A 17775-nucleotide genomic window follows, 5' to 3' on the forward strand; every position below is an offset into this window, starting at 1 on the left:
CATACCCGTCCATCATCACTTGTTCCTATTATAACTGATATCAATTTTAGAAAACAAGAAGAAGCGGAAGGTTTAGGGAAAACCAATATGTATACAAAACGGTCAAACTCACGATAAAAATGAGAATGACCGCGTATTTTAACTGTATAAATTTTTTCTTACAGTTCGCTGATGACGCTGCTCAGGCTCAGACGTTCATCTTCATTCAGCGGGATAAGAGGAAGACGCACAGATCCGACATCAAGGCCTTTCAGCTGTAGCGCCGTTTTGACCGGAGCCGGATTAGGCGCTTTAAAGAGCTCCTTCATGATCGGCAGAAGCTTCTGATGAATCAGTGCCGCGGTTGCCGTCTGCCCGTTCGTATAGTTTTTAATCATCTGCTGCATGTCAGAACCTACGATATGGCTGGCCACTGACACGACTCCTCTTCCGCCGACTGCGAGAATAGGAAGCGTTAACCCGTCATCACCTGAATAGACGTAAAAATCTTCCGGTGTTTCGGCAATGATTTTCGTAATGGCATCAAGATCGCCGCTCGCTTCTTTAATCGCAGAGATATTCGGTATCTCCGCAAGTCTGATGGCCGTTTCCGGCGCAAGCGAAGCGACCGTTCTGCCCGGCACGTTGTAAAGCATCACAGGAAGAGACGTTTCTTCCGCAATGGCTTTAAAATGACGGTACATCCCCTCTTGGGAAGGCTTATTATAATACGGCGTGACAAGCATAACGCAATCGACGCCGGCTTCTTCAGCTTTTTTTGTCAGTTTAATGGAGTCTTTCGTATTGTTGCTTCCCGTACCCGCAATAACAGGCACGCGTCCGTTCACTTCTTTGACTGTAAATTCAAAGAGTGCAATTTTTTCTTCCGTTGAAAGTGTCGGAGATTCGCCGGTCGTGCCTGCGACGACTAAAGAATCCGTGCCGTTTTTCAACAAATAGTCGATTAATGTAGACAGTTTTTGAAAGTCTACATTCCCTTTACTGTCAAAGGGGGTAATCATCGCTGTAGATATATTTCCGACATTCATTTTTTTCACCTCATCATGATTCAATCACATTTACTTTGAAAGTTCAAACACTTCATGCAGCGCATTTACGGCCGTTACCATATCTTTTTCATGAACGAGCACCCAGATCGTCGTATGGCTGTCGGCAGATTGCAGAATCGGAATGCCTTTATCAGAAAGTGCGGAGACGATTTTAGACGTGACACCCGGAACACCCATTATTCCGGCGCCGACCGCTGACACTTTCGCACAGCTTTCCGTCACTGTCGGCTCATATCCTAATTCAGCCAAAATGCTGCGCGCGGCTTCCGTTTTACTGCCGGCTACGGTATATACGATTTCACTCGGCGTAATGTTAAAGAAATCTACGCTGATTCCGGCATTTGCCATTGCTTTAAAGACTTCAGTCTGAACGTTGTATTGCCCCATTTTGGCGGGAACCTTAAATTGCGTCACATCTTTCACATGGGCGATCCCCGTGATCAGCCGTTCGAATACATCGCTGCCGATGTTAGACGAATGATGGGACGTCACCAAAGTGCCTTTGTCTTTTGAATAAGTGGAGCGCACGCGGATCGGCACCTTTGCCTGCATGGCGATTTCCACCGCGCGCGGATGAATGACTTTCGCGCCTTGATAGGCAAGGTTGCAGATTTCCGTATATGTGACGTTCGGAAGCGGCTTAGCATTTTCCACGATTCTCGGATCGGCTGTCATAACGCCTTCCACGTCCGTAAAAATGTCGATAAACTCAGCATCTACCGCCGCGCCGAGCGCCGCTGCTGAAGTATCGCTTCCTCCTCTGCCGATCGTCGTCGTGTCGCCTTTTTCAGTCGCTCCCTGAAATCCCGCGACAACGACAGCGTCATGGCTGGCGAGTGCAGCGAAAAGCCGCTCTGTTTTCATTTCTATAATTTTGGCGTCAGTATGCTGGGCATTGGTTAAAAAGCCGGCCTGGGCTCCTGTTAAAGCTGCGGCTTTTATGCCGTTTTCCTTCAGCATGCTGGAAAAAACAACGGACGAAATCGTTTCTCCGCAAGACAGAAGCATATCCTGCTCTCTCGGAGAAATGTCGGACTGGCTGCCGTAAAGGAGCCCGATTAAAGAATCTGTCGCGTACGGGTCTCCTTTTCTTCCCATCGCCGATACGACAACAACAACTTTATAACCTTCACTGATGGCATCTTTAATGTGTGCTAGCGCAAGCTTGCGGCCTTTGTCATCTTTTACGGATGTTCCGCCGAATTTTTGAACAATGATCTTCACTATTTTCACTCCAAATTAGTCTGACGTAACAGAAGAGAGCAGGCAGAGCCTTACTCTCTTCTGTTCGCCTATAGAAAATACGTTTGTTTTATACGAGGTTCAGTTTTTGCAGGCTTTCCGCGATTTGAACTGAGTTCCAAGCGGCGCCTTTTAACAGGTTATCAGAAACAACCCACAAATGAAAACCGTTTGCTCTGTCCAAATCTTTACGGATTCTTCCTACAAATACATCGCGTTTGCCGACGCAATCAGCAGGCATCGGGTAAAGCTGCTCCGCCGGATCATCCTGAAGCGTAACACCCGGAGCTTCTTTTAAAAGCTGTTTAATATCTTCAACGGTTGCGTCATCACGGTCAAGCTCAATGTAAACAGATTCTGAGTGCCCTGTTTCAATCGGCAGTCTGACACATGTCGCAGCCACTTCCAGATTCGGCATATGCATGATTTTTTTCGTTTCATTAATCATTTTCATTTCCTCAAACGTATAGCCGTTATCTTGGAATTTATCAATTTGCGGAATGGCGTTAAATGCGATTTGATAATGCTTTTTGTCGCCTTTAACCGGCATAATGGACGGTTCTGCGGGTTCATTGTTTAAAATCGCCTTTGTCTGGCTGTACAATTCCTTCGCCGCTTCATTGCCGGCCCCGGACACAGCTTGGTAAGTAGATACAATGACTTTTTTCAATCCGTACGCTTTGCGGATCGGTTCAAGCGCAGCCACCATCTGAATCGTTGAACAGTTAGGGTTGGCGATAATGCCGTTATGTTTGTGCAGATCACCTTCGTTCACCTCAGGCACCACGAGCGGTGTATTTTCGTCCATACGGAATGCGCTGGTATTGTCAATCACAATGGCTCCCCGTTTTACAGCCTCAGGCGCCAAGCTTTGTGATACGCTTCCGCCGGCGCTGAATAACGCGATATGAACGCCTTCGAAGCTTTCAGGAACAGCTTCCTGCACTGTATATTCTTCGCCTTTAAACGTTACTTTCGTACCAGCAGAACGCTTTGAGGATAGTAGTGTGAGTGTTTCGATTTCAAAGTTTCTGTCTTCCAGTGTTTTCAGCATTTGCTGTCCTACGGCTCCCGTCGCTCCGACAACTGCTACGTGTAATCCTCTTCCCATCTGTAAAACTCCTTCCGCCAATTAAGCATCATTTGTTGAATTGACTTTGCATTTTACGTTTTATTTTACCATAGAATAGTCACGGATTGATCGAATTTTTTTATTCCGGAATGATTTTCTGTCATCATGATTTTTTATTCATGGTGGTGTACGAGCACCGGCTGAACCTGCTGGTGCAAAAGAGCTTTTTCTACCGTAATCGGAAGGAGATCCATTCTGGCGACGAGCGATGTCGGTTTTTTCACGTGGTCGTCCTGGCCGAACGGGATGAAATATATGTTTTTTGCGGACATCAGCCTCATTAAGTTCGTTCCGTTTAAACCGAGTCCGTCGTTTGTCGAAATTCCGAGCACGACCGGGCGGCCGTTGCGGATCGTGGCTTTCGCAGCCATAAGGACGGGGCTGTCAGTCATCGCATTTGCGAGTTTGCTCATTGAATTTCCGGTTAAAGGGGCGATGACCATGCAGTCGAGCGGAAGTTTCGGCCCGAGAGGCTCCGCTTTTACGATGGAATCAATCGCCTCAAAGCCTGTTGCTTCTTCAATTTTTCTGACCCAATCTCCCCCCTCCCCAAAGCGGGTATCGGTCGATTGAACGGTTGATGTCACGACCGGCCGGACTTCAGCTCCTTGACTGATAAGCGCCTCTATTTGCGGAAAAACTTCCTCATATGTGCAATGCGAGCCGGTTAATCCGAATCCGATTCTTTTCCCTTTCAGAGACATGGTTATTTCCCCTCTTTCTTTAAGTCTGCCAAAAGCTTGCTCAATACGTTCGCAATAATCTGTCCGGCTGTTTTCGGGGCCACAATTCCCGGAAGACCCGGAGCAAGCAGCGCTTTAATGCCTTGTTTTTCAGCATATTTGAAATCCGTTCCGCCCGGACGGGATGCTAAATCCAAAATCAAGGTCTTCGGCGTCATGCGCGATAAAACGCTTTGATTCAGAATCAAGCTCGGTACGGTGTTAATGCAGATATCAATATCATTTACATGTTCAGTAAGCTCTTCAAGTTGAAAAGGAGAAAGCCCCATTTCCGTTATACGGGCCAAATGAGCCGAACTCCGCGCGCCCACTTTTACCTTCGCCCCTAACGCCGCAAACGTCCGGGCGATCGTCATACCGGTGCGCCCCATGCCGAGAACGGCGACATTTGATCCGTGAATGGTATAATCCGTATGCTGAATCGCCATCATGATTGTTCCTTCAACAGTGGGAATCGAGTTGAATATCGCGATATCGTCCCGTTCAAATAATTTCACAAGTTTGCGGCCGGCTTCGCTGGCGATCCCCTCAAGATACGCGTTGGAGATGCCTGAATAAATGACGCAATGCTCCGGTGTCCGCTCAAGATAGCTCTGCTTTAATACCACTTCTTCATTTGAAAAAACCGTGGAAACAACGCCTTCTCCGGTCGTTGCCGATACGGGCAGGATGATACTGTCTATTTTTTGAAAGGGAATCTCATCGATTTTGCATTTGACGGTTCCTGTAAAACCGTCATCCAATTGGTCAAACCCTGCAAGATAAATATCGGCATGCTGTTCTGTCAGCTTTCTTATAATCTCAAGCTGTCTTGCGTCACCGCCAATGATCGCAATTGTCAATCCGGTTAACATCTGAAACGTTCACCTTCTTTACAGTTACTGGATCTTTTAAGTGTCATCCTCCTCTTCATCGTATGTGCAAAGAGAAAGGGCGGTGAATGTACAGCGTCTTTTTCATGAAAAAAGCACCGGCTGTATGAGCCGGTGCTTGCAACAATTGAATAAGATCTACTCTTCGGGAGGCGTGATCTCCCCCGGAACGTCTAAAATGATCATGTCTGACCCGATTTTTTGGATATGGTTCCAGGGGACGCGGATGTCGTGGCCTTGTTTTCGCAATCCGAACCATTTTACCGTCGGTATCAACAGCGCGGTAATTTGTCCGTCCTGTTCATTAATTTCCAAATCGGTCTGGCCGAGCACGCCGAGCCGCTCTGCCCGTTTAATGTCCACAATTTCTTTACCTGAAAGTTCACTGAGCCTCATGATAGCCACCCCCTTGTACTATATGACCCGGAGCAAAAAAAAATGCCTGCCCCGTATAGAGGCAGACTGCTTTTCCGCTTAAGACGAGGCCGGCATATTGCCGGTCGGGCTGATGAGCGATAGTGCGTAATCATCCGTAAATAAGCGGCGGCTGAGGCCGTTGACGCTTTCCAGGCTGACCGCATTTAATTCAGTGATAATTTCATCCATGGTCTTATGCTTTCCGAGCAGGAGTTCGTTTTTCCCGTTCCGGCTCATTTTGCTGTTTGTGCTCTCTAAGCTGAGCATTAAGCTCCCCTTCATTTGCTCTTTGCTGTTTTCCAGCTCTTTCGGGGTGATACCCTCACGTTTTAGAACCGATAACGTTTCCTGAATGGTTTCAGACAGAAGTCCGAGCTGATTCGCGCCGGTGCCTCCGTAAATCGTCAGCATACCGCTGTCTTCATAGGAACTGTGATAGCTGTATACAGAATAGGCCAGTCCTTTATCTTCGCGCACATCCTGGAAAAGACGGCTGCTCATGCTTCCGCCCAGCACGTTGTTTAAGACGATCAAATCGTAAATGTCCGGGTCTCCGACTTTCAGGCCTTTGAAACCGAGACAGAGATGCGCCTGTTCGGTGTCTTTTTTTCTGGTCAGCTTTTCATAATGAAACTCAGGCTCGCTGATGCCGCTTGCTTTGCCCTTCGCTTCGTATGTACCGAACCATTTCTCCACGTCTTTAATGAATTGTTCCGTTACATTTCCGGCGACAGAAATGACGACGCGGTCCGGCGTGTAAAAGTCATCCATATGCTGTCTGAGAGAATCACCGTTAAACGACGAAAGCGTTTCCTCCGTCCCGAGAATCGGGTAGCCGAGCGAATGATTGCCGTATGTCGCTTTGCTCAGCAGATCGTGGACAATATCATCCGGCGCGTCTTCATACATTTTGATTTCTTCATATACGACGTTCTTTTCTTTTTTGAGCTCATCTTCGTCAAAAGCAGAATGAAAGAACATATCAGCCAGCACATCAAGTGCGTAGTTTGCATGCTCATCCAGCACTTTGGCGTAATAGCACGTATATTCTTTTGAAGTGAAGGCATTCACTTGGCCGCCTATCCGATCGAAGGATTCTGCGATTTCCCGTGCGGACCTGGTATTTGTTCCTTTAAAAAACATATGCTCAAGAAAGTGCGAAATACCGTTTGTATCCGGCGTTTCATGACGTGACCCCGTCCCGATCCAGACACCGATTGCCACAGACCGCACCGTTGGATTATTTTCAAGCACAACTCTTACACCGTTTTGGCATGTATAGCGTTTTATCAAGTCTGTTCCTCCTATTCAAAAGACAGGCAAACTGCCGCCTGCTACTTCATCAGCCTGTTTTCATCCATTAAGTCAGACACTGAGCCGAGCGCGTAGCCTTTTTCTTTGATTTTTGCAATCAGTGTATCCAGGCTTTTCGCAGTCGGATCAGTCGGATGCATTAAAATCATGGCTCCATTATGTATTTTGCTCAACACCCTTGTTTGTAAAACAGCCGGAGACGGTTTTTGCCAGTCAATGGTGTCCACGGTCCACATGATGGTGCCCATTCCTTTTTCCGCCGCAAGATCGACCACGGCTTTTCTGAAGCTGCCGCTTGGCGGCGCAAACCATTTCGGCTTTATGCCCAGCGTCTCGCTGATTTGTGCATTGGTTTTGTCAAGCTGTTCGGAAATGCTTCCTGAAGTCAGTTTGCTCATATCAGGGTGATTGTATGAATGATTTCCGATTTCATGTCCGTCTGCCGCTATTTTTTTCCCCAGTTCCTGATTGTTTTTCAGCCATTTCCCTTCAAGAAAGAAAGTTGCTTTGACCTGGTGCTGCTTCAGAATAGGCAGCATTTGCTCCACGTATTCATTTCCCCACGCGACATTTATCAGGAAAGCGACCATCGGTTTGTCGGGATTTCCTTTATAAATGGGTTCGGGCGCGAGAGAATCAAGATGGACTTTCGGTTTTACCTGCTCATAGACAAGGCCGCCTTCGTGAAATTCTCCGTCCTTTTTCATTTGTTTATAGGATTTTTCCACATTGACTTTTAAACCGTTATATCCCGGTATACTCTTCCATATTTTATCAATCCGCGCGTCTTGCGGCTTCACTTCATACTCTGACGCTTTTTGCAGTAATTCTTCATAGAGCGGATCTTTTGATGCTGACACAGTTACAGCGTCTTTTTTCATTGCGTCTATGTAATCAACTGTATACGGATTTTTTAACATTTCAAACGAAACAAAAAAAAGAAATAAAAAAACGGCAAACGGCACGAATTTTTTCAACATGTCCTTCCCCCCTCACCACACATTATGTATGAGGAGGACAAGGTAGAACCCGTCTGTTGTCTTTCTCAAAATAAAGAAGCCGGGTCTCCCAGGCTCCTTGTTAGGTTTTCATTTAAGATTGTTGTTGTTCCTGTTCTTTTTCTTTCTCTTCGCGCAGCACTGCTTTACGCGACAGATTCACTCGTCCCTGTTTGTCAATTTCAGTTACCTTCACAAGGATTTCGTCACCGATTTTCACAATATCCTCAACCTTGCCGACCCGTTCGAGCGCTAGTTCAGAGATGTGAACGAGACCGTCTTTTCCGCTGAAGATTTCAACGAAAGCGCCGAATTTCTCAATCCGTTTGACTTTACCGAGGTAAAGCTGGCCGACTTCGACTTCTCTGACAAGATCTTCGATGATTTTTTTCGCTTTTTGGTTGCTGCTTTCATCAGTAGAAGAAATAAAGATGGTGCCGTCTTGTTCAATGTCAATTTTAACACCGGTATCTTCAATGATTTTGTTGATTTGTTTACCGCTCGGTCCGATAACGTCACGGATTTTATCCGGATTAATGTTCATCGTTAAAATTTTCGGCGCATATTGAGAAAGTTCTTTTCTTGATTCACCAAGCGTGCTGAGCATGCTGTTTAAGATTTCCATTCTTCCTTTTTTCGCCTGCTGAAGCGCTTCTTCAAGAATTTCTCTTGAAAGGCCTTCAATTTTAATGTCCATTTGCAGCGCTGTCACGCCTTTTTCCGTGCCGGCTACTTTAAAGTCCATGTCACCGAGGGCGTCTTCCATCCCTTGAATATCCGTTAATACCGTATAGTACTCGCCTGATTTCACAAGTCCCATCGCGATACCCGCAACAGGGGCTTTAATCGGAACACCTGCGTCCATCATGGCAAGCGTACTCGCGCAAATGCTGGCCTGTGAAGTGGAACCGTTTGATTCAAGCACTTCGGATACGAGGCGGACCGTATACGGGAAGTCTTTTTCATTCGGAATGACCGGCTCAAGCGCACGCTCTCCAAGAGCACCGTGACCGATCTCACGGCGTCCCGGTCCGCGCATCGGGCCTGTCTCCCCTACGCTGAACTGCGGGAAGTTATAATGATGCATAAAGCGTTTTGATTCTTCCACGCCTAAACCGTCAAGAATCTGAACGTCCCCAAGGGCGCCTAATGTACATACGCTGAGCGCCTGCGTCTGTCCTCTCGTAAACAGCCCGGAGCCGTGCGTTCTCGGCAGAAGGCCGACTTCTGAAGAAAGCGGGCGGATCTGATCAACGCCGCGGCCGTCCGGACGGACTTTTTCTTCTGTGATCAAACGGCGCACTTCGTTTTTCACGAGTTTAGACAGTGTCTGTTTCACTTTTTTAATCGTATCTTCATCATGCTCTTCTTCTTCGAATTTCGCGACAACTGCATTTTTCACTTCATTGATCGCGTCTTCGCGAGCATGTTTTTCGTGAACCTGAATGGCGCTGAGAAGATCCGGCTCCGCAAGGCTTTTTACTTTTTCGCTGAGCTCTTCGTCAATTTCATACAGTTCGATTTCTGTTTTCTCTTTGCCGACTGCTGCGACGATTTCTTCTTGGAATGCGATCAGGCGCTTAATTTCTTCGTGACCGAACATAATCGCCTCAAGCATGATTTCTTCAGGAACTTCATCCGCTCCGGCTTCCACCATGTTGATGGCGTCTTTTGTGCCTGCAACGATGAGGTTGATATCACTTTTTTCAAGCTGGTCAACCGTCGGATTGATGACGAATTTTCCGTCAATGCGGCCTACCGTCACACCCGCGATCGGGCCTTCAAACGGGATATCGGAAACGCAAAGAGCGAGTGATGAACCGAACATTGCAGCCATTTCAGATGAGCAGTCCTGATCAACACTCATGACAATGCTGATGACCTGTACTTCGTTACGGAATCCGTCTGCGAAAAGCGGGCGGATCGGACGGTCGATCAGACGGCTGGCTAAAACAGCCTTTTCACTTGGACGGCCTTCTCTTTTAATAAAACCGCCCGGAATTTTACCTACTGCGTATAATCTTTCTTCATAGTTAACGGTAAGCGGGAAAAAATCTAGCGGTTTCGGTTCTTTTGATGCGGTTGCTGTGCTGAGCACTGCAGTATCGCCGTAGCGGACCATGACAGCGCCGTTTGCCTGTTTGGCAAGCTGGCCGGCTTCTACTGTAAGCTGTCTGCCGGCCCAATCTATGGTAAAGACATGTTTCTCTTGTCCCATTCGATTACGAGCTCCTCTCTTAATGTGTGAAATAATCAATTACTCCTATTATGAACGAAATGAATTGAACATATCAATGTCAAAGTAGTATGTAAAAGGATTTCATTGTTTTTTTATTATTATTTTTTTCGCTTTAATACGATAAAAAAGCGGGAATCCTCCCGCTTTTTACGATTATCGACGTAAGCCTAGTTTGTTAATTAACTCACGGTAACGAGTTACGTCTTTATTACGCAGATACGTAAGAAGATTACGACGTTTACCTACCATTTTAAGAAGACCGCGACGTGAGTGGTGATCTTTCTTGTGAGTACGCAAATGCTCGTTCAAGTTGTTAATTGAGTCTGTTAGGATAGCGATCTGAACTTCTGGAGATCCAGTATCAGATTCGTGTGTTTTGAACTCACTGATGAGTTGATTTTTACGCTCTTGAGTAATTGCCATCCTGTTTCACCTCCATATCATAATTAGCCCCAGTTACCTAGCAACCGTCGGTGACTTCGGATTGCCAAGCAATGGTTTTAAGACTACGAAACATATGATACTAAAAATCGCGCCCATATGCAAATCTTTTAGAAGAAAATTTGTGTACTTTTGATGTTTTTTCCGTTATTTGCTGAAAAAACGGATCGCTTCTTGTTTGTCTTTCCCGATCTGAGCCGTCAGTTCATCGATGCCGTTAAACTTCCGTTCGCTTCGGATTCGTTTGTACCACTCGATTTTAACGTCTTCTCCGTATACATCCTGCTGAAAATTAAACAAATGTACTTCAATTGACGGCTGATCGGGACGCTTTTCATAAAAGGTCGGTTTGTAGCCGATGTTGCAGACGCCTTCATACACCTCGCCTTTTATTTCGGCTTTCACTGCATACACGCCTGTCGGCGGCACGATATAACTGTTGTGCAGGCCGACATTCGCGGTCGGAAAACCGATGGTGCGACCTCTTTTGTCTCCGTGAATCACAGTGCCCCGGACAAAATACGGCTGGCCGAGAAGAGTGTGTGCAAGTTCAACGTCACCATCCTGCAGCGCTGACCGGATATAAGTGGAGCTGATCTTTCTGTCCTGCTCGGTCTGTTTCTCGACAGTCGTGCATCCGGCCTTGCCGTTTAAATCGTCCGGCAGCGTCTCCATCGTGCCTTTTCCGTATTTTCCGTACGTAAAATCGAAGCCTCCCACAGCGTGCCGCGCGTTTAACCCTAAAATATACTCCTCGGCAAACTGTTTTGGAGACAGAGACGCAAACGCTTCATCAAACTTTACGACATACAGCACATCAGCGCCTAAACGCCCGATCTGGCTGATTTTATCTTCAAGCGGCGTAATCAGATCCTTTGGCTCTTTGTCCCTGCCCAACACATGGGAAGGGTGGGGATGAAACGTCATAACGGCCAGCGACAGGCCTTTTTCTTCGGCAATTTGTCTGGCTGTTCCGATTACTTTCCGGTGTCCCAAATGAACGCCGTCAAAGTAGCCGAGCGCCATGACAGACGCCGGCTGCTCTTCTTTTTGTAAATGATGCGGATGAGAAATATGTATCGTCTTCACAGAACGGTCACCTTTTTTCTTATTGTTCGCTTTTTTGCATGAGCACTTTAGCCGGTTTCAGCAGTCCTTTTTTTGAAGGATGCGGCATATAAATGGCCACACATTCTCCGTCTTCAGTACAGACCGCTATACGGGCGTCAGCTGTCATTGCAGAAAATTCCGCCGGGATGTCAAACACTGACCCGTTTTCAGCTTTCTTAGCTAATGTATCACTTATGACCCATTTCGGCAAATGATTGAGCGCTCTATCGATCGGCACGGCATGCTCTGCAACCGTTCCGTCTGAAACCTGCTGTTCAAGTTCCTCAAACGTGAAACACTCATCAAGGCTGAAATCGCCGGAAGCGGTGCGGATGAGATGCGACATATGCGCGGGATAGCCGAGTTTTTCACCGATTGTCACCGCCAATGTTCTCACGTAAGTGCCCTTTGAGCACGTGACTGTAAAGCGGAATGATGCTGTGTCTTCTTTATAAGTGACAGGGGAAGTGAGCGCGATATCTTCAATCGTGATATTCCGCTTCGGCCGCTCCACCTCAATACCGGCTCTGGCGTATTCATAGAGCTTTTTCCCTTTGACCTTTACAGCGGAATACATCGGCGGCACTTGCTCCTGCGGTCCCTTCAGTTCGTCTAAAACGGCTTTGATATCCGCTTCTTTCAGCGGCTCCTTGACAGGTTTTACGCTGACCGTTTCTCCAGTCTGGTCTTCGGTCGATGTGGAGAAGCCGAGAGTGATCTCAGCATCGTACGTTTTTGACTTGTCGGTGACGTACTCAACAATCTTTGTGGCCCGTCCGACACAGATCGGCAGTACGCCTGACACTTCCGGATCAAGCGTTCCCGTATGTCCGACTTTCTTTGTTTTTAACAGTTTTCTTATTTTCATTACACAGTCGTGAGAAGTCATGCCGACCGGTTTATGTAAAAGGAGAACTCCGTTAACCATATGTCTTTCGCTCCTTTGTTATCAATTGTATCCCGTAAAACGCAGAAAAGAGGACAGACGACACTCGCCCATCCTCTTTCCTTGTTATTCAGACGGTTTATCTGAATGCAGTTCGTGAATCAATGTTTCAATACGGTTGCCGTACTCAATTGATTCATCAAATTCAAATTCAAGCTCAGGCGTTTTGCGGAGTCTGATTCGGCTGCCGATTTCGGAACGGATAAATCCTTTCGCTTTCTCAAGCCCTTTCAGCGCCTCCTCTTTCTTTTTCTCTCCGCCGAGAACGGAGATATACACCTTCGCTATTTGTAAATCACCTGAAACACGTACGTCTGTTACAGTGAGAAATCCGATTCTCGGGTCTTTCAGCTTTCGGCTGATAATATCCCCGAGCTCTTTTTTCATCTGCTCGCCGACACGGTTTGCTCTCATACTCAATTCAATCACCTCTAAGTTAAAACCACTCTGTTCTAGTGATCGTCCGTTCTATTTCGGGAAAGGAGTCAATAAACGCGAGTACACGCTGGATCTCCTTTTCCGCCTGAACGTGAGAGGAGGAGACGACGGCGATTCCGAAGCTGGTCCGCTGCCAAGTGTCCTGATAGCCGATTTCTGCGGCCGACACGTTGAACTTATTCTGAACCCTCGTTATAATCCGCTTCAGAACGGCTCGTTTCTCCTTTAATGATCCCGCATCATAAATGATGCATTCACATTCCGCAAATCCGATCACTTTCTTTCGATTTCCTGCATGACATACGCTTCAAGGATGTCGCCTTCGCGAATGTCATTGTATTTCTTAATTGTAATACCACATTCATATCCTTGCGAAACTTCTTTCACATCATCTTTGAAGCGTTTCAGAACGTCTACTTCCCCTTCGAAGATGACCACGCCGTCACGGATCAGGCGGAGTCCGCTGTCACGTGTAATGTGGCCGTCTGTTACATATCCGCCGGCAATCGTGCCGATTTTCGACACTTTGAATGTTTGGCGCACTTCAACCTGGCCGATGACTTTTTCTTCGTATTCAGGATCAAGCATTCCTTTCATCGCCGCTTCAATTTCTTCGATGACTTTGTAAATGATACGGTGAAGACGGATATCTACATTTTCAGCTTCAGCCGTGCTCTTAGCATTTCCGTCTGGGCGCACATTAAACCCGATAACGATTGCATTTGAAGCAGATGCGAGAATGATGTCTGATTCCGTAATCGCACCGACGCCTGTGTGAATGATTTTCACTTTTACGCCTTCTACTTCAATTTTTTGGAGAGCGGCTGTTAACGCTTCGGCTGAACCTTGAACGTCAGCTTTTACGATTAAATTGATGTCTTTGACATCGCCTTGTTTAATTTGTTCAAACAGATCATCGAGGCTCAGCTTCGCTTTGTCGCTGCGCTGTTCTTCCAGTTGCTTGGAAGCGCGTGCTTCACCGACAGAACGGGCTGTTTTTTCGTCTTTAAAGACGAGGAATTGATCGCCAGCCTGCGGTACGTCGTTTAAGCCAGTAATTTCTACAGGTGTGGACGGTCCGGCTGTTTTCACGCGGCGGCCGAGATCATTGACCATGGCCCGCACGCGGCCGAATGTATTTCCGACAACGATCGGATCTCCGACATTCAATGTTCCCGTTTGAACGAGAAGTGTCGCGACAGATCCTCTTCCTTTATCGAGCTCAGCTTCAATAACCGTTCCTTTTGCCTGACGGTTCGGATTGGCTTTCAGCTCTTCCACTTCACTGACAAGCAGAATCATTTCGACAAGCTCGTCAATTCCCTTGCCTGTAAGAGCGGACAGAGGAACGAAAATCGTTTCTCCTCCCCATGCTTCAGGAACGAGTCCGTATTCAGTCAGCTCCTGCATGACACGGTCAGGGTTCGCGCTTTCTTTATCCACTTTATTCACGGCAACGATAATCGGAACCTCAGCCGCTTTCGCATGGTTGATGGCTTCGACTGTCTGCGGCATAACGCCGTCATCAGCCGCTACGACTAAAATGGTAATATCAGTTACTTCCGCACCGCGCGCACGCATTGTTGTGAACGCCGCGTGTCCCGGAGTATCTAAGAACGTGATTTTTTTGCCGTTTTCTTCGATCTGGTAAGCCCCGATATGCTGGGTGATTCCGCCGGCTTCACCTTCAACAACTTTTGTTTTTCTGATGCTGTCAAGGAGGGTCGTTTTCCCGTGGTCAACGTGGCCCATGATCGTCACGACAGGCGGACGGATTTGAAAATCTTCTTCTTTGTCAGCCTCTTCATATTTTTCAAGCTCAGTTTCTTCAAGCACAATCACTTCTTCTGTTTCCACACCGTATTCAGATGCGATCAGTTCGATTGTGTCTTTGTCAAGCTCCTGGTTAATCGTAGCCATTACGCCCAGAAGCATCAGTTTTTTAATGAGTTCAGACGGCTCTTTGCCCAGTTCCTCGGCTAAAGCTCCGACTGTTAAAGAACCGGAAAACGTAATTTTCTCAGGAAGCTCTTTTTTCGGCTTCAGCGGTTTTTGCTGATACTGATTTTTGTTGTTATGATTGCGTTTGTTTTTGTTTTTGTTGTTGTTGTTATTCTTCTTGTTTTTGTTAAATTGATTATTCTGCACGTCATTCTTCTTTCCGTCTCGAATTTTGTTTGGTTGATTCCCAGCAGGCTGCTGATTAATCCCTTGCGGCTTGTTTTTGTTCGTTTCCGCAGGCTTCTGAGATGTAACGCCGGCGCCGCCTTTTTTAAATTTCGCATCAAGCTGCTTAATGGTCTTTTCTTCAAGCATTGCCATATGGTTATTTACTACTATATCCATGTTTTTCAGCGCAGTCAAAATTTCCTTGCTTGAAACATTGATGGCTTTTGCATATTCGTAAACTCTCATTTTAGCCATTCGTTCACCCCCAAAAATATTAATCGAGCAAGCTGATCAGCTTATTCGCAAAACCTTGGTCAGTGACGGCGACAACGACACGTGATTCCTTGCCGATAGAGCGGCCGAGATCCGCGCGGCTTTCGACTTTTTTATAAGGCACTTTATAATAATTGCATTTATCGGATACTTTTTTTGCAGTATTCGCAGATGCATCTTCTGTCAGCAGAACAAGTTTTGCACGCGCATTTCTAATTTCTTTTATAACCAAGTCCTCGCCCGACACGACCTTACGAGCTCGATTGGCCAGACCCAGCAAGGGAAACCATTCCATTCCAGACATGTTATTTTTTCACCTTTTCCGCCAGTTCCAGCAATTCTTCGAAAATCTGGTCATCGATTTGTGATTGAAATTGATTTTGCAATGTGTTTTTCTTTTTCGCAGCTAAGATGCATTCTTTCTCAAGGGTGATATAGGCACCCCGCCCGTTCTTCTTTCCGGTCGGATCGACTGAAATCTCTCCTTCTTTAGAACGGACAATTCGGATCAGTTCCTTTTTAGGCTTCATTTCCCCCGTTACCACGCATTTGCGCAGAGGAATTTTTTTTCGCTTATTCACCTAAAGTCACCTCTTATTCATCCGATTCGGCTGTTTCAGGCTCCATAAAGAGCGGCTCTAAATCGTCATCTTCTTCATGCTCTCTCGGATAGATGCCAAGGTCTCTTGCATCCGTTTCACTTTTGATATCGATTTTCCAGCCTGTCAGTTTCGCAGCTAAGCGGGCGTTTTGCCCTCTTTTTCCGATTGCCAGAGAAAGCTGGTAATCAGGAACGATGACAGTCGTGGCTTTTTCTTCTTCGCTGACGATGACATCCAGCACTTTAGACGGGCTGAGCGCATTGGCAACAAATTCAACCGGATCATCAGACCAGTTGACGATATCAATTTTTTCGCCCTTCAGTTCATTGACGATCGCCTGCACGCGCTGGCCTTTAGGACCGACGCATGAACCGACCGGATCAACGTCAGGATCATCAGTGCGGACGGAGATTTTAGAGCGGTCGCCCGCTTCTCTGGCAACGGATTTCAGTTCGACCGTTCCGTCATAAATTTCCGGCACTTCGATTTCAAAAAGACGCTTCAACAGACCAGGATGCGTTCTTGATACATAGATCTGAGGCCCTTTTGTCGTTTTTTCGACCTTTGTGATAAATACTTTAATCCGATCGTGCGGTTTATAGCTCTCATTCGGCATTTGTTCATTGACGGGCAGCAGCGCTTCAATCTTGCCGAGAGACACGTAAATAAACTTGCTGTCTAAGCGCTGTACAATTCCCGTCATGATGTCTTCTTCACGATCGATAAATTCTGAGTAAATCACGCCGCGCTCAGCTTCACGGACACGCTGCGTCACCACTTGTTTCGCCGTCTGCGCAGCAATGCGGCCGAAGTCTTTCGGCGTTACTTCTATTTCAACGACATCTCCGACAAGGTAGTTCGGATGGATGTGCTGGGCGTCGTCAAGCGAGATTTCAAGTCTTGAATCGTATACCTCGTCTACGACATCCTTTCTTGCGAACACGCGGATCGTGCCCGTCTCACGGTTCAGATCGACCCGTACGTTTTGCGCCTGGTTAAAATTTCGCTTATACGCGGAAATTAAGGCAGCTTCAATTGCTTCGATGATAATGTCTTTACTGATGCCTTTTTCTTTTTCAAGAATAGTGAGAGCATCTAATAGTTCACTGCTCATGTTAGCGGTCTCCCCCCTTAAACACTAATACTTCATTCATTAAAATGTTACAGCTAATCTTGCGTTAGCTATTTTTTCATACGGAATATTGACCCGTTTCTTTCTTGTTTTGACCGTCATCTCTATTGTAACAGTTTGTCCATCGAATTCAGCCAATTTGCCTTCAAACACTTTTAAACCGTCAATCGGTTCGTACGTTTTCATGTACACATTTTTGCCCAGTGATTTTTCGAAGTCGGCTTTTTTCTTTAATGGACGCTCGGCTCCAGGAGAAGATACTTCAAGAAAGTAGTTCTGGGTGATCGGATCGGCCTCATCCAGCTTTTCGCTTAACGCTTCGCTGACTTTGGCGCACTCCTCAATATCAACACCGTTCTCGGAATCAATAAACACGCGAAGGAACCAGTTTTGACCCTCTTTGACAAATTCAATGTCTACGAGTTCAAGCTGAAGGTCATCCAGTATGGGCTGAGCCATTTCTTGAACGGTATCAGTCACTTTTTTGCTCATGTTTTTCCTCCTTGTGCTGTCGATATCATATCAGCCGTTCCTCTGCATAAAAACCCTGCTTCAAAAGAGCAGGGGCATTGAGAAAACGATGGACATGTCGAGGCAAAATTGCCTGTTCAATACAAAAGAGCGGGTTTCCCCACTCTTTGCCTCGGTAATCGTTAGC

19 protein-coding genes are annotated in these 17775 nt (G+C 46.6%); all 19 read right to left on the reverse strand.

Annotated elements, in window-relative coordinates; all coding sequences use genetic code 11:
* Positions 1-158 precede the first annotated feature (158 nt).
* Positions 159-1028, reverse strand: a complete 870-nt coding sequence (gene dapA, locus BGM27_RS01060) for a 4-hydroxy-tetrahydrodipicolinate synthase (protein WP_003154166.1) — start codon at positions 1026-1028, stop codon at positions 159-161.
* Between the two features lie 30 nt (positions 1029-1058).
* Entirely contained in the window at positions 1059-2273 is a 1215-nt protein-coding gene (dapG, locus tag BGM27_RS01065) for an aspartate kinase (protein ID WP_003154168.1), read from the reverse strand.
* A gap of 88 nt (positions 2274-2361) precedes the next feature.
* Entirely contained in the window at positions 2362-3402 is a 1041-nt protein-coding gene (asd, locus tag BGM27_RS01070) for an aspartate-semialdehyde dehydrogenase (protein ID WP_007409810.1), read from the reverse strand.
* A gap of 134 nt (positions 3403-3536) precedes the next feature.
* Complete coding sequence (gene dpaB / locus BGM27_RS01075) at positions 3537-4127, reverse strand: dipicolinate synthase subunit B (RefSeq protein ID WP_007409809.1); 591 nt, start codon at positions 4125-4127, stop codon at positions 3537-3539.
* A 2-nt stretch (positions 4128-4129) separates the two neighbouring features.
* The gene (gene dpaA, locus BGM27_RS01080) at positions 4130-5020 is read right to left on the reverse strand and encodes a dipicolinic acid synthetase subunit A (RefSeq protein WP_007409808.1); all 891 of its coding nucleotides are present in this window, start codon (positions 5018-5020) and stop codon (positions 4130-4132) included.
* 156 nt (positions 5021-5176) lie between these two features.
* Positions 5177-5434 (reverse strand): YlmC/YmxH family sporulation protein, encoded by a 258-nt coding sequence (locus BGM27_RS01085; RefSeq protein WP_003154176.1) that lies wholly within the window; start codon positions 5432-5434, stop codon positions 5177-5179.
* 78 nt (positions 5435-5512) lie between these two features.
* Positions 5513-6748 carry a M16 family metallopeptidase gene (locus BGM27_RS01090; protein WP_007409807.1) on the reverse strand — a complete coding sequence of 412 codons (1236 nt, stop codon included), beginning with the start codon at positions 6746-6748 and terminating at the stop codon, positions 5513-5515.
* Between the two features lie 41 nt (positions 6749-6789).
* A complete protein-coding gene (locus BGM27_RS01095; protein ID WP_007409806.1) occupies positions 6790-7749 on the reverse strand; it encodes a polysaccharide deacetylase family protein in 960 nt (319 codons plus the stop codon).
* A gap of 112 nt (positions 7750-7861) precedes the next feature.
* Entirely contained in the window at positions 7862-9985 is a 2124-nt protein-coding gene (gene pnp, locus BGM27_RS01100; protein WP_007409805.1) for a polyribonucleotide nucleotidyltransferase, read from the reverse strand.
* A 174-nt stretch (positions 9986-10159) separates the two neighbouring features.
* Positions 10160-10429 carry a 30S ribosomal protein S15 gene (gene rpsO, locus BGM27_RS01105; protein WP_003154182.1) on the reverse strand — a complete coding sequence of 90 codons (270 nt, stop codon included), beginning with the start codon at positions 10427-10429 and terminating at the stop codon, positions 10160-10162.
* A gap of 165 nt (positions 10430-10594) precedes the next feature.
* Positions 10595-11536, reverse strand: a complete 942-nt coding sequence (ribF, locus tag BGM27_RS01110) for a bifunctional riboflavin kinase/FAD synthetase (RefSeq protein WP_007409804.1) — start codon at positions 11534-11536, stop codon at positions 10595-10597.
* A 19-nt stretch (positions 11537-11555) separates the two neighbouring features.
* Positions 11556-12485, reverse strand: a complete 930-nt coding sequence (gene truB, locus BGM27_RS01115; RefSeq protein ID WP_007409803.1) for a tRNA pseudouridine(55) synthase TruB — start codon at positions 12483-12485, stop codon at positions 11556-11558.
* A gap of 84 nt (positions 12486-12569) precedes the next feature.
* A complete protein-coding gene (gene rbfA, locus BGM27_RS01120) occupies positions 12570-12923 on the reverse strand; it encodes a 30S ribosome-binding factor RbfA (protein WP_003154185.1) in 354 nt (117 codons plus the stop codon).
* 16 nt (positions 12924-12939) lie between these two features.
* The gene (locus BGM27_RS01125; protein ID WP_003154188.1) at positions 12940-13218 is read right to left on the reverse strand and encodes a DUF503 domain-containing protein; all 279 of its coding nucleotides are present in this window, start codon (positions 13216-13218) and stop codon (positions 12940-12942) included.
* Entirely contained in the window at positions 13215-15365 is a 2151-nt protein-coding gene (gene infB / locus BGM27_RS01130; RefSeq protein ID WP_007409802.1) for a translation initiation factor IF-2, read from the reverse strand. The genes BGM27_RS01125 and infB overlap by 4 nt, the downstream gene beginning before the upstream one ends.
* 19 nt (positions 15366-15384) lie before the next feature.
* Complete coding sequence (locus tag BGM27_RS01135) at positions 15385-15687, reverse strand: YlxQ family RNA-binding protein (protein ID WP_003154192.1); 303 nt, start codon at positions 15685-15687, stop codon at positions 15385-15387.
* Position 15688: 1 nt separating this feature from the next.
* Positions 15689-15964: a glucose-induced regulator RulR gene (rulR, locus tag BGM27_RS01140; protein ID WP_003154193.1), complete on the reverse strand. Its 276-nt coding sequence runs from the start codon at positions 15962-15964 to the stop codon at positions 15689-15691.
* Positions 15965-15977: 13 nt separating this feature from the next.
* Positions 15978-17099 (reverse strand): transcription termination factor NusA, encoded by a 1122-nt coding sequence (nusA, locus tag BGM27_RS01145; RefSeq protein ID WP_003154195.1) that lies wholly within the window; start codon positions 17097-17099, stop codon positions 15978-15980.
* Positions 17100-17138: 39 nt separating this feature from the next.
* A complete protein-coding gene (rimP, locus tag BGM27_RS01150; protein ID WP_007409801.1) occupies positions 17139-17609 on the reverse strand; it encodes a ribosome maturation factor RimP in 471 nt (156 codons plus the stop codon).
* Between the last annotated feature and the right edge of the window lie 166 nt (positions 17610-17775).

Source organism: Bacillus sp. FJAT-27001 (assembly GCF_019039175.1).
Taxonomy (GTDB): Bacteria; Bacillota; Bacilli; order Bacillales; family Bacillaceae; genus Bacillus; species Bacillus velezensis.

Bases quoted from the DNA above. Each gene is read 5' to 3' on its own strand.
- asd (WP_007409810.1), bottom strand. From the start codon at position 3,402: ATGGGAAGAGGATTACACGTAGCAGTTGTCGGAGCGACGGGAGCCGTA.
- BGM27_RS01135 (WP_003154192.1), bottom strand. From the start codon at position 15,687: ATGTCTGGAATGGAATGGTTTCCCTTGCTGGGTCTGGCCAATCGAGCT.
- rimP (WP_007409801.1), bottom strand. From the start codon at position 17,609: ATGAGCAAAAAAGTGACTGATACCGTTCAAGAAATGGCTCAGCCCATA.
- rpsO (WP_003154182.1), bottom strand. From the start codon at position 10,429: ATGGCAATTACTCAAGAGCGTAAAAATCAACTCATCAGTGAGTTCAAA.
- dpaB (WP_007409809.1), bottom strand. From the start codon at position 4,127: ATGTCTCTGAAAGGGAAAAGAATCGGATTCGGATTAACCGGCTCGCAT.
- nusA (WP_003154195.1), bottom strand. From the start codon at position 17,099: ATGAGCAGTGAACTATTAGATGCTCTCACTATTCTTGAAAAAGAAAAA.
- BGM27_RS01085 (WP_003154176.1), bottom strand. From the start codon at position 5,434: ATGAGGCTCAGTGAACTTTCAGGTAAAGAAATTGTGGACATTAAACGG.
- infB (WP_007409802.1), bottom strand. From the start codon at position 15,365: ATGGCTAAAATGAGAGTTTACGAATATGCAAAAGCCATCAATGTTTCA.
- BGM27_RS01095 (WP_007409806.1), bottom strand. From the start codon at position 7,749: ATGTTGAAAAAATTCGTGCCGTTTGCCGTTTTTTTATTTCTTTTTTTT.
- dpaA (WP_007409808.1), bottom strand. From the start codon at position 5,020: ATGTTAACCGGATTGACAATTGCGATCATTGGCGGTGACGCAAGACAG.
- truB (WP_007409803.1), bottom strand. From the start codon at position 12,485: ATGGTTAACGGAGTTCTCCTTTTACATAAACCGGTCGGCATGACTTCT.
- pnp (WP_007409805.1), bottom strand. From the start codon at position 9,985: ATGGGACAAGAGAAACATGTCTTTACCATAGATTGGGCCGGCAGACAG.
- dapA (WP_003154166.1), bottom strand. From the start codon at position 1,028: ATGAATGTCGGAAATATATCTACAGCGATGATTACCCCCTTTGACAGT.